General features: G+C 53.5%; 9 protein-coding genes. 1 reads left to right on the top strand and 8 read right to left on the bottom strand.

The window, feature by feature from the left end; translation table 11 throughout:
- Positions 1-32 precede the first annotated feature (32 nt).
- The 6 genes from Pla144_RS17410 to serC all read right to left on the bottom strand — a co-directional run bounded on the left by Pla144_RS17410 (position 33) and on the right by serC (position 7033).
- On the bottom strand, positions 33-536 hold the full coding sequence (locus tag Pla144_RS17410) for a hypothetical protein (RefSeq protein ID WP_146451970.1): 504 nt from the start codon (positions 534-536) through the stop codon (positions 33-35).
- A complete protein-coding gene (locus Pla144_RS17405; RefSeq protein WP_197530778.1) occupies positions 536-2497 on the bottom strand; it encodes a flavohemoglobin expression-modulating QEGLA motif protein in 1962 nt (653 codons plus the stop codon). The genes Pla144_RS17410 and Pla144_RS17405 overlap by 1 nt, the downstream gene beginning before the upstream one ends.
- Positions 2498-2502: 5 nt before the next feature.
- Entirely contained in the window at positions 2503-3285 is a 783-nt protein-coding gene (locus Pla144_RS17400) for an N-formylglutamate amidohydrolase (RefSeq protein WP_146451968.1), read from the bottom strand.
- A 466-nt stretch (positions 3286-3751) separates the two neighbouring features.
- Positions 3752-3970 (bottom strand): BON domain-containing protein, encoded by a 219-nt coding sequence (locus tag Pla144_RS17395; RefSeq protein WP_146451967.1) that lies wholly within the window; start codon positions 3968-3970, stop codon positions 3752-3754.
- Positions 3971-4236: 266 nt separating this feature from the next.
- Complete coding sequence (serA, locus tag Pla144_RS17390; RefSeq protein WP_146451966.1) at positions 4237-5865, bottom strand: phosphoglycerate dehydrogenase; 1629 nt, start codon at positions 5863-5865, stop codon at positions 4237-4239.
- Positions 5866-5935: 70 nt separating this feature from the next.
- Complete coding sequence (gene serC, locus Pla144_RS17385; protein ID WP_146451965.1) at positions 5936-7033, bottom strand: 3-phosphoserine/phosphohydroxythreonine transaminase; 1098 nt, start codon at positions 7031-7033, stop codon at positions 5936-5938.
- A gap of 278 nt (positions 7034-7311) precedes the next feature.
- On the opposite strand from serC, the gene Pla144_RS17380 reads away from it, so the two are divergent.
- Complete coding sequence (locus Pla144_RS17380; protein ID WP_197530777.1) at positions 7312-9111, top strand: chloride channel protein; 1800 nt, start codon at positions 7312-7314, stop codon at positions 9109-9111.
- 664 nt (positions 9112-9775) lie between these two features.
- Here the strand turns inward: Pla144_RS17380 and Pla144_RS17375 are convergent.
- Together Pla144_RS17375 and Pla144_RS17370 are read right to left on the bottom strand one after the other, a co-directional pair.
- Entirely contained in the window at positions 9776-11134 is a 1359-nt protein-coding gene (locus tag Pla144_RS17375) for an Nramp family divalent metal transporter (RefSeq protein WP_197530776.1), read from the bottom strand.
- 170 nt (positions 11135-11304) lie between these two features.
- The gene (locus tag Pla144_RS17370) at positions 11305-12678 is read right to left on the bottom strand and encodes a sulfatase-like hydrolase/transferase (RefSeq protein ID WP_146451964.1); all 1374 of its coding nucleotides are present in this window, start codon (positions 12676-12678) and stop codon (positions 11305-11307) included.
- Positions 12679-12696 lie beyond the last annotated feature (18 nt).

Below are 12696 nucleotides of genomic sequence, written 5' to 3'. Positions count from 1 at the left end.
CCTGCGCATCAGATCTTTTCATTGAACAGCAATTACAGTGTAGCTAGTTCCACGTTACTAAAATTTCTACGATTATACTGCATGTATTCCGATTTTCGCTCGAGCGATTCCAGAACGGCGTGTGAGAAGTTGACTTTCTCAAACTTTTGCACACTACCTAAGCCGTTGAGATCATTTAAAACGATCAGACCATGCCGCATGGCCAGGCGGCCAAAATGGATACCGGCCAACTGAGCCCAAGCTTTTTGTACCGAGGGGTTATTGCGCAGCAGGAGCACGTCAAGTTCGTCAACCGTTATCCACTTGTTCACGGACTGATTGCTTTTGAAAACTTCAAGAAACTTTTCCGACGTATAATTCCCCGGCGGAACGGTGCGTGCGAATGCGCGAATTGTGTCGTCGGGGTTGTAGGACAAGCTCCCGGTACTCATGACCCACACTTCGTGGCCCGCGTTGATTGCTTCTGCCGCGAGCCGGTACGTGGTGGCACCCGATCCATCACTGTCCATGACATTGACCACGAGTCCTATTTTCATCAAGAGTTTCCATTCTCGGTGGTGAGTTGGCTCACCAGGTCCAGGACTGAGCCTACTGAGCCACGCAGACGTTCCAGTCGCTCTATTGCTGCGACGTCCTCCAAATAACGAGGGAGGATCGGTGCCGGTCTGAGCACCTTGCGGTACTGGAGTTCCTTGATGATAGGGATATGCTCAACCGCAATTTTACCGACCATCAGCACATGTAAGTCACCCCCTTTTTGAACGTACTTCAGAATCGCCCTCAGTCCACGCAGGTAAACCGCGTCTTTGGTCAAACCGCCGCCCCGATAAACTCGCATGGTGATATTGTATGCGGGGCGCTGGCTAAATCCGTAGTCACGCTCGAGCGAGCGAAAGGTTTCCACAAAGGATGCCCCGTCGGTCAGCTGCCGTACAGCCACGACGCGGGCAGCAAGCTGCCTCATCCGATTGTGGCTCAATCCATCAACCAGGTATTCGGACAAGACCGCAAGCCCTTCTTGCAACTCTTCATAGCCTGCCAGACCAGAGTATAGAAGTCGAAATGGTTGTTGGCGACCGTTGTAATAGGTCAACAAATGGGTGCCGACTTCGTGGGCCAAGAGTGCCTTGACCCGCGAAGGTGGCAAACTAAGTTCAGAATTGATGAGTAGCTTGCCTCGCGATACGATCAGCCCATTGACGTCACTAGCCACATGGGTCTTTGCTTTGAAATCAGGGCACACATGTCGATACAAGTCGAATTCTTTTTCGGCAAGCCCTGCGAAGGCCTCTGCCGAGAGAGAGATCCCCTGGTCCTCGCTGCTTTTGGCAGTTAGTTGATTAAGTAGATCTTTAGCTAACTGCAGAAGATCATCCTTTACGCCGCCGAACAGTTGCAAGCTCTCGTACAAGAATCGGGGCGTGTCGCGGTCACGCAGCATCGAGATTTTCAGTTCCAACTCTTCCTGTTTCTCTTGAAAGAGTCGCTGCAATGCCGGATCTTCAGTGCGCTCGATTGGAACCTTGTATAGCTCACGTTTGAGCACTGTGGGATCAATCGGCACTGGCCTGTAATGAAACTCTGGCACGCGATCGAATCCCCCAGCTTGAAACTGTTTCCAGGCCCCGTTTGTGTTCACTGGAGTCAGTTGCAAGAGATAGTCGAATTGATTGCTCACCGCTGCCAATTTCTCGTCAACATCCCAAACAGCTTTAACGACTGCCTTACGTCCCAGTGAGTGGAAATGGGGTGGCCGATGCGTGGTTCGTGCGCGCACAAACTCGAAATAGGCTTGCCTCAGGGCTAGACTTAAATTGTTCCGCAGGGAACGCGCTAGTAAAGGAAACTCCTCTGTCGAGTTCGGCCTGCGATACACTGGCGGAATGGAGATACCTAGAAATGAGCTATTCAGTTCCTTGGCTACAGTTTCGGTAATCAGTGGGTTCAGATCCGGCGGGTGAGTCTGTCCATCACGTACCACTTTGACATTGACACCCTGTTTGAGCACTTTGACCCTAGCTAGTCGTTTCTGTAGTGCTTCAACGGTACGCGTTAGTCCTGTTGGAGGTGCATGAATCGAGAATGTCGGCAACACAGTGTGGATCGCAGGGTCATTTGCTCTGCCGCCATCGGGAGCAGCCCAAATTTCGACGATCAGAAAGGCGCCAAACTCGGCGGAAAGAGTTTTGACAACGCCTCCTACCAGATTTGCGAGGCTGTCATGAAACGACTTCACGCCCGGGGCTACCAAGTAGGCCGCCTCCCCTTTAACCAGTTTTTCAGTTCCTGCATCTGTGGAGTCAGCCGGACGGCGGTAAATGCACAAGAACGGTAATTGTCGGTCAATATGCAACCGCCCCTTGCTTGGTAGTGTACGCCGCACGCGCAGGTTGCGAGCTAGCCGCTCACAAATCCCATCAACGAGCGACGACGAGATTTCATGCTTCAGCCGCTCGCCAGTTTTTCGTTTACTGGTTTTTTCCGTTGCCTTCGTCACCTTCGCTAAATCCTTTTTAAAGCGTCTAGTACAGCCGGCACCGTAGAACGCAATGCATCTTCAATCGCTTCCAGGAATTCTTGCTCCGGCTCGCCTGTCCACTCGTCCATGAAAAACTTCTTGAATTCAATGGCAATGGCGACGCCACTCTCAGGATACTTCTCGTGTATCCACCGAGGCCAATTGCCTCCTTGAAATTTTACGTTCTCGCGCACATCGAGTTTGCCCCCTGGAAAGTCGAACGCCCGAAGCGCGTCGATAAAAGCATCAATCACTGGCCCCCATTTTTCGCGGTTTAAACTTCCTGTGCCAATGTTGACCTGGGGATTGCCTTTGGAGTCAGCCTCAGGGCCATTAGGACCTTGGCGGCGATGATTATAGGTGTGCAAATCAAACACAACAAAGTGGCCGTGCTGCCGAACAAGGTCGCTGAACAATTCGTGCATGGCATCATAAAAAGCATCGTATTCTGCCAAAGAGACTTGGAACAACTCACCGGGCACGCGGCCTTTCCAAACAAGTAATCCCCAGGCATCTTCAGGAGTTTGATAAACCGCCTTATCGCGCGGCCGATTCAAATCGACTTCGAATCTGGACCGTATACCAACGACGCGTGTTGCGGCCACTTGGGTCCAGTTGCCAGTGAACGGATCTTCCTCTCGGAGCCGCTCAGCATCGGTCAGCGCCAGATACCCGGCCAATTCGTTCCGCACTGTATGTCCGTCATGAACAGCCGTCGCCACAAGGGGGCCAATGCCTCTATCTAATCGCCAGATTTGCTCGGTCATATATTGCTCCTGATAATTCCTGACAGGTACCATCTACTAAACAGCATTTGGCACGCCAAGGGTAGAGTAATCTCTCGCCGATTTAGAATAAGCTCTTGAAAACACCACCTTAGGGCAAGGTCGAGGAGAAACTTACCGGAGTGCTTTGGGATGTGTTACCCACGAAATCGGGTGGCCGCAGAGGTGGAGTACCGCGGCGGAAAAGTGATCTGCCACAAGGACATGGCAATGATGTTCTGGAGGACACGGAACCCGAGCTAGACCAAACCGACCCACATGCGAAGCGCCTTCTCGACACCAGAGCAGAATAGATGCTCACCGGGCGCTATATCTCTCTACATTCTGAGGGGCATCTGGCGGAGTTAAACAATGAGGTATTGCTGGAGCTTGATGAGGAATACTCTTTCGGCAAGAAAGCCGACTCATCCGTCTGGCTAACAGCTAATAGCAATCCCTAACAGTTCTGCTACGACCAACTAACTTGCAGTTGATTCTCTATCCCTTGCACACCATCCAGGCGACGGACCACTTCTTGGGCCATCTGTTTCTGGTAGAAGGAACCGACCGTGCCTTCCAGACGGACCGTGCCGTCGTTGGTTTCGACGCGGAATTGCTTGGCTGCGAAATAGGGATTGCCCGAGAGGGCGCCCTGAACTTGCTCAAAGAGAGGACATAAGGTTGCCATGGCTTGCCTGCTTGCAAAAACCTGATTGGAGAGGGATACGGCGGGAGGGCTGCGAACTCCGGCAAGATCATGGCCCGTAAGAATATGGGTCATAAATTTGGTTTGGGGAGAGCAACTATGGGATTCTGCACAACGATTGGGAGGAAATGCGTCGGGTCGTGCGGAGTCTACCGTTTAGATGCAGACTCCGAGAGGTCAATATCTTGCAGTATGGATACCATTTCCCGAACGTCTTCGAGCCATTAGTACCCAAATCGCAATTCTTCTCACCCTTGCAACCAGGAGGGCAATTCGCCTGCAGGGGGGAGGTGGATTACCTTGGCACTTCCGATGGCGGCCAATTGTCGAACACCCTCTAGTGCCTCGGGAGAGGGGGGAGCGTCGAGGTTGAGGATGCCAATCGCATCGCCTCCAGCTTGTTCGCCTGCGCGACCGACCGCCATCTGGCCGATGTTCACGCCATGCTGACCGAAGACAGTTCCCACGCCACCGATGATGCCGGGAACGTCCTTGTGAGTAAAAACTAGCAAGCAGCCATCAAGGTAGGCTTCAAGCCGATAGCCATCCAGCGCAACCAGCCTCGGCATCGATTGGCCGAAAACAGTACCCGCGACTTTGTGCTTTCCGGCGTCAGTCTGTAACTCGGCCGACATCGATGAACGGAAAGAACCCATCTCGCTATGCGACTCTGTCGAGAGTTCGATCCCCCGTTCGCGGAGCATCAATTCGGCATTGACCAGGTTGACCTCTTGATCAAGCGCATGTTTGAGCAAGCCAGCAGCAAACGTGGCATTGAGCACCTTGATATCACGATCGGCTATTTCACCTCGGTAGACGAGTCGACATTGGCGTGCCGCCCCTTCTTTAAGGCCGGCGAGCAACATGCCCAGGCGGTAGGCGACATCCAGATACCCTCGAAGCGATTCGATGGTCTTGGCATCTAGTGGGGCGACATTCACGGCATGGCGAATCGTCCCGTTGGCGAGATAGTCGGTGAGCAAGCCCACCGCCTCGACGGCAACCTGTGTCTGAGCCTCTTCAGTGCTGGCCCCCAAGTGCGGTGTGCATAGAACTCCCGGCATGCCAAACAAGGGACTGTCCGTGCAAGGCTCTTCAACGTACACGTCGAGAGCGACCCCGGCGATCTTGCCCGACTCTAAACCCTGCACGAGCGCCGCCTCGTTATAAATGCCACCCCGAGCACAGTTCACCAACCGCACACCTGTCTTCATGATCTCCAGTTGTGGAACATCTATCAGGTTGCGGGTCTCGTCGGTGAGTGGCGTATGGACAGTAAGATAGTCAACATCTGGCAGCATCGCCGCCACGGTATCCACCAGTTCGATGCCTAACTCCTGGGCTCGCTCTTTCGAGAGAAATGGATCGTACCCGATCACTTTCATCTCCAAGGCAAGCGCTCGTTCGGCGACGGCTAGGCCGATGCGACCCAGACCGACGATGCCAAGCGTTTTGCCCGCCACTTGCGATCCCATGTAGTGCTTGCGATCCCAGCGCCCTTCACACAAGCTTTGATACGCCGGGGCCACGTTGCGCGACATTGCCAAGAGCAATGTTATCGTATGCTCGGCCGTACTGAGCGTGTTGCCCGCAGGGGTGTTCATCACCACGACACCCGCCCGCGTGGCAGCCGCCTTATCAATGTTGTCAGTCCCCACACCAGCCCGTACGACGGCCTTCAACCGCTTCAATCCTTCCAGCACGTCAGGAGTAAGCTTTACACCACTTCGACAAATCGCACCGTCGAATTGCCCGAGGGCCTCGCGGAGATCCGCGCCCTTGAGTCCCGTGCGGACCTCGTATTCAAAGCCCGGCGCGGCCTTCAACAGATCGAGGCCTTCTTGAGATAAATCGTCGAGTACAATGACTTTGTGCATAGTTAGTGGTCAGTGGTCAGTGGTCAGTGGTCAGTTGCTAGCCCTGATGCAACGCATCACACGGCAGATTCTAATTCGCGTGCTTATCCCGAAAATCAATCATGAAATCTCGCAGGGCCTCAACGCCGGCCACGGGAACCGCATTATAAATCGACGCCCGAACGCCACCGACCGAACGATGGCCTGCAAGTGATGTAAGATCTGCCGCTTCCGACTGCTTGAGAAACGCAGTCGTGAGCTCTTCACTCGGCAATCGAAAAGAGACGTTCATCAGCGACCGAGAATCCTGTCGGGCATGCCCTTCGTAGAATCCACCGCTTTGGTCAAGCACCTCGTAGAGCATCTTGGCTTTACGCTGATTGATGGCATACATCTTCTCCAGGCCGCCAATATCGTTTAGAAGCCAGTCGGTCACCAAACGCACTACATAGATGGCAAATGTGGGGGCCGTGTTCATCAGCGACCCTTCATCAGCATGCAGCTTGAGATTGAGATAACTACCAAGTTCATCGCTGGACCGCTCTAGCAAATCCTTGCGCACAACGACGATCGACACACCAGCGGGTCCCATATTTTTCTGGGCACAAGCATAGATCATGCCATAGCGATCGACCGAGAGAGGCTTGTGCATGAAGTCGCTCGAAGCGTCACAGACCAAAGGAACCTGCCCCGTCTGCGGTTCAGTCGGAAACTGCACCCCTTCAATCGTCTCGTTACAGGTGTAATGCGCGAACGCCGCATTGGGGTTGAGTTCTAAATCCGAGTCGGCGGGTGTGTAGGTGTACTTGTCGTCGGCACCATCCCAAGCCACTTTCATGGAACCTAGCTTCTTGGCTTCCTTGATGGCGGCCTTGCCCCAGGTGCCCGTGAGGATGTAATCCGCACTGGGCTGCTCCTTAGTAAGCAGGTTCATCGGTATCATCGAGAACAAGAGTCGACCACCGCCTTGGAGAAACAACACAGCATAATCGTCCGAGATACCCAACAACGTGCGTATGTTCTTCTCGGCGGATTCAATGATTTCCTTGAATGTCGGCGACCGGTGGCTGATCTCCAAGATCGAAGCTTTCGGTCCTGGCAAAGCCATCATTTCACGCTGCGCCTGTTCCAACACCGATTCTGGAAGCGCTGCCGGTCCTGCGGCAAAGTTGTAAGCCCGTTGGGTCATGTTGTTAGATTCATCCTTTGTATCTGGAAGTGGCGGCAAGAAAGCACAACGGCCGATTCACCTTCTAATCTGATCCTCAAAAGGGGCCATTTTAGTGATTCGAGCCACGGTTGGCGATGGGTGAAGTTCGTATCAAAATGACCGAATCGGCGGACAATAGTTCACTGGATGCACATTTTAGAGACGTCGCACCATGAACGCTGCAACTTGTGACATCCCCGCAACCGAAGTAGACTGAACGACTACCCGTGAGTCTCCGTTTGCAATTGAGGGTGGGCGTGTTCCAGCAAATTCGGCAGTATTTTACTTCCATTTTCGATACCGAGTCCTCTGGACGCCTTGTCTTTTTCAGCCCTATAGTGGGGATTGTTGCTGGCCTGGGTGCTGCCCTCTTCTTTTTTCTTCTGATGTGGTTCCAAGGGGCTATGCTGGGAGGGGTCGTCGGCTATTTCCCCCCCGCCGCTGGTAGTGAGACGATTGAACATGCGCCTCAGAATCCATCGAATTGGTGGATGGTCTTGCTGGTGCCGACAATCGGTGGTCTGGCCTGCGGAATAATCGTCTTTGGACTCGCACCCGAGGCCGAAGGCCACGGCACCGATGCCCTTGTGCGTGCATTCCACCGACTCAGCGGCCGTATCCGGGGACGCGTCCCTTTCGTAAAGACCGTGGCATCGATCATCACCATTGGCACAGGGGGATCCGCAGGCCGTGAGGGACCGATCGCTCAAATTGGAGCAGGGTTCGGCTCGTTCCTGGCGATCAAATTGAGTTTGAGTGAACGCGACCGTCGCCTACTCATGCTTGCTGGTGCGGCTGGCGGAATCGGGGCCATCTTTCGCGCACCGCTGGGCGGAGCATTATTCGTCAGCGAGGTTTTGTATAGTTCGACGGCACTCGAAACGGCAGCGGTCATTCCTTGTTTCATCGCCTCGATAACCGCCTACACCGTGTTCGCACAGATTTATGGTCCAGGCCTGGCATTCAAAACTACCCCTGGACTGCAATTTGGTGGAGCGGCTGAGATACCCCTCTACCTGGTTTTTGCTGTGCTCTGCGCCATCGTAGGCTATATCTATGTGCTGGTCTTCTACGGCATGCGTAATCGCATATTCCGGCCGATGCCGATCCCGAACTTCATTAAACCTGCCATCGGCGGGCTGATGCTGGGAACACTTGCTATCTGGCTGCCCCATTTGATGTCCGGTGGCTACGGCTGGATTCAAAAAGCCATCGACGGAGAATTGACCTTGGGGATAATGATCGTGCTCTGCTTCGGCAAGATATTTGCCACCTCATTCACGATATCCTCTGGCGGCAGCGGCGGCGTGTTTGCTCCTTCACTCTTCATCGGGGCAATGCTCGGAGGGGCCTTTGGCATGGCCTGCCAACAATTGTTCCCCAACCTAATCACTCATCCCGAAGCGTTTGTGCTGGTGGGAATGGGAGGCTTCTTCTCCGGGGTCGCTCGCGTGCCGCTAACGGCCATGTTGATGGTCTGCGAAATGAGCGGCACCTACAATCTGCTCGTCCCTCTGATGTTGGTATGTATTATCAATGTCGCCGTACTCTCATCTCGCTGGAGCCTTTACGAAGAGCAGGTGCCGGGTCTGGTCGACAGCCCAGCCCACCAAGGCGATTTTGTGGTGGATGTCTTGGAACAGATGTTCGTTCGCGACGTGATGCACCTCGACCGCAAAGTTGATCTGATCCCCGAAGACATGCCGCTCACCGAAATTCTCCGCCTGGCTTCTTACTCTAACAACAGCTATTACCCAGTTGTGGATCATGAAAAGCAATTGGCGGGCATCTTTTCGCTCCGCGACTTGCGAGCAGTCCTCACCGGCAACGGGTCCGGAGCACTCATTGTGGCCGCCGACATTGCTTCGCAACCTGTTCTAACAGTTAAAGCAGAAGATGACCTCCACACAGCCCTGCGACGATTCACGCAAAAAAACATCGACTACCTGCCAATCGTAGAAGAGGAAGCCCCCCGCCATGTCATCGGCATGCTCAGCCGCCACGATGTGATTGGTGCCTACCACGATCGCGTCTCGAAGATGCAGCACCACGAATAAGGTGCTGCCTACGCAGATCGTCTTTTCATTTCATTGGCTTGCTGGCATCTAGCTCTTGAGAGTGCGGAAAGAATCTTCTGTTTCACCAGGCCACTACCCTTTGTTTGCTCGCGAACCATGAGCCTAGTCACGTGGCGGTTCCTTCTTCTCTGGCACTTTTTCGCAACTTTGCGCAAGCTTTTGGCCGCGCGATTTGTTAGAATCGGCCTTTGCACAAGTTGCCGTGGCCCACGTTGGTGCTGCGCTGTTGTTTGACAATTGAATCCGTTTCTTTCTAGCTCAGGTAGCCACCTCGCGCGTATCGACACGGCTAGGGATCCGTCGGGACTCGCTCAGCGCTCGATTGCGCGAAGCACGTGGGGTTTTGTCGCGGAGGAGTTGAGTTTTGTCTTACAAAACTCCCTAAAACATCAACAGTCTTCTGCTACGTAAGACGTTGTCTGCCAATGAGTTGGACCGATTTGGACGTTTAGGAAAAGAGGGGGTTTTGTTTTGTAAAAAAAGATTTCTACAAAATGACCGCGACAAAACCCCCGCCGCGGTGCGCAGAAGCGAGCAATGACTGATGGCTTCGCGCAAGTCGCGGTTGCCCGGCGGATGCTTTGGCCGGAAGATTCGGCGCAGGAAATCCGAGTCCTGGAGTGACGCGGCTACGAGATTTATTTTACTTCAGCGCCGTCCAGATGCCGTAACAGGCCAGAGTGACAATTGAGACGGTGCTGATCCAGAACACCACGTCGTAGAAAATACCAGGGGCGAGTTCTGGTAGCGACCGGCGATAGCGGAAGTCAATGGCAGCGACAACGACGATCAATAGTATCGCTGCCGTGGCCAAGCCGCCTAGCATGACCATCGTCACAGGTTGTTCGATCCACAGGAAAACAGTCGCCCACAGTGCGGGGAAGACCCAAGCTAGTATCTTGATCGTTCGCACTCGCACCACTTGATCTGTGAATTCGATCCACCCGAATTGGCTGAATGTGTCGCTATAGATCCGAGTCCAAGCGGCCAGTGCAGAGAAGGCCGTTGAAAAAAGCACGAAAAATGCGCCAGCCAAGAAGACCCCACGCGCCCACGGGCCGAGTGACTCGGTGTACATGTTTGCCAGGGTAGCAACCATTGCATTGCCGGCAGGAATGTCACCGCGAGCGTGAAGCACTGCGGCGCCCAAGACATAAAATGCCGCCGTGACGGTGGTGTACGCGACCATCGACAAGAGGGCATCGAACACCATCACCCGGGTCCAACCACGGGCACGCCGCAGCCAATCAGCATCGCCTTGTTTGTAAGGACCTACCCGCGAGGCGTAGCCTTTCTCCAGAAGCCAATAGGTGTATTGCATAATCTCGTCGCCACCAACGCCCGTCAGTCCGAACGCGGCAAACACGAACAGCAACGCGCCAGGTGGAATTTGACCCTGTAAGCCATTCAGGATATCTCGCCCATTAATGGCATACGCGGTCCACTGGAGCGCGGCAACCGATACCAAAGTTAAAATCGTGAAGACGAAAGTCATGCTCAGCGACATCAGTTCAATCATCTTGTAGCGTTCGCTGAACACGAGAACGGCAACAGTAATTGCCACGATCCCACACCACGCCGTGAGTGAAACTGCAGGCACGATTAGATTCATGAGGATAGAGAGTCCCCCGACGATTCCCCCCATTTGCAGAATCTTGATTGGCAACAGTGCCAACCAGAACCAGATCGTCCAATGTCTCCCGCGAAAACGCCAACCAGGGAGCTTGTTGATCGCCACCAGAGCAGTCTCGCCATGGTGGATCGTGTGTCGGCCGAACTCCAATTGCAGCACGACCTTCACGAGGCAACTCACTAGGATAACCCACAAGGTAGCGAATCCTGCTTTCGCACCCAGAGTAGTAGTGGCAATCAATTCCCCCGAACCCACGATGGAAGCCGAGAGCACAAACCCAGGCCCACAGTATTTCAATTGGTCAAGAAAGCGAGTGGGTGGCTCTTGAATGGAAGCCGGATCGAGGACGTAGGGATCGCGCGGAAGCAAGATGAACCTTCACCAAATTGAATCTGAAGAGCAGCAAAAAGCAGATGAGAGTGTAAAGCTCAAAGAGTTCTTCAGCAAGAGAAGCGGCACGTTAGTTCGTTGTTAAACTAATGACCAACCTTTGCAGTTCTCATATGAATAATCGTAGACGAATCTCCCGGCTTCACTTTTCAATTCGTAGGAGTAGATCTATCTTCAAACGTTGCCGGAATTACTTCTGCAATTCGTTTGCTCAACTCCCGCACGGTCTCCTGTTCCTCAGAGGAGAGATTCTTGTTCTCTCCCGGATCCAGTTTCAGGTTGTAGAGTCTCGCGGGGACATCGTCCCACTCATGCACTGTCTTGTAGCGGGTAATGTCGCTGCCATGGCTCCGCAGTATAAGTTTCCAGGTGTCCTGAATGCACCAACGGTATTGCAACGTAGATTCAGGGTCGCCAGGGTTCATGTTGTGGATCGAGTAGGCGGCTCCAAACACCGTGTCGCGATTTCGTCGGGCTGTTTCGTCTCGCAAATCGATTCCCGGCAGATCGGCCGGCGTGTTCAGTCCACAAGCGTTCAAAACAGTTGGCATCACATCCACGCTGCTCGCGAGATCAGTACTTCGGCCGGGGGGGATTGCTTCTGGCCAAGAAATCATGATCGGCGTGCGAATACCTTCTTCAAATGGAGACCCCTTAGAGCGAGGAGCGTAATCGTTCCACCATCCTTCTGGAAGTTTTGAAGTGTCATCTCGTGCTGCCCATCCGTTATCAGCCAGAAACACCACGAGCGTGTTGTCCGTGATCTGGTGTTTCTCCAGATGACCGAGGAGTTCGCCGCAGGTCGAATCAAACCATTCGCACATGGCATAGTATCTTGCCAGGTTTACTGGACGGCCTGCAATTTGATATTTCTTGAGAATCTCGGGAGGTGGATTGTGAGGAGTGTGTGGTATGAAGGGAGCATACCAAACCACGAATGGTTTTTCGGCGGCAACTGCTTGATCGATGAATTGAGTGATAGGTGCCAATCCTTGTCGGCCAATCTTCAAGCCTTCGTCTCCATGCCGACCACCTCGAGTAGAATCTCCATGGGTCATCCCGTGGGTAAATCCACCGTCATGCCAAGAACCTTCCCACCACTTGCCCGATTGGAATGCCAGGTAACCATTTTCAACGAGGGTGCGAATCCAACTTGGATGCCGATGAAAACTTTCGTAAACCGGTTGGTTCGCTTTCTGTCTTTCCAGCCCACTTGCTGGACTTACGTCGTTGGCACAAACACCGTGTTGATGTGGAAAGAGCCCAGTCACAATCGAGGCTAGCGAAGGTCGACACAACGGCGAGACGACATAACCACGTTCGAAGAGCAGACTGTTCCTTGCCAATCGGTCAAGATGAGGCGTTTGCACGACATTGCTTCCCATGAACCCATAGTCTTGCCAGCCTTGGTCGTCCGAGAGAATCAAGACGACATTGGGGCGATCATGCTCGACAGCAAAAGTTGTGCATACCACCAAGTTGCTGAAAAGAAGGGCAATAAGAATTTTGGTGAAGTAACTCATTGCATCATTCCTTGCGTA

The sequence above is a fragment of the Bythopirellula polymerisocia genome, from assembly GCF_007860015.1.
Classification (GTDB): domain Bacteria; phylum Planctomycetota; class Planctomycetia; order Pirellulales; family Lacipirellulaceae; genus Bythopirellula; species Bythopirellula polymerisocia.
The sequence above is the reverse complement of the archived record's forward strand: the minus strand, read 5'-3'. Positions and strand labels throughout refer to the sequence as shown.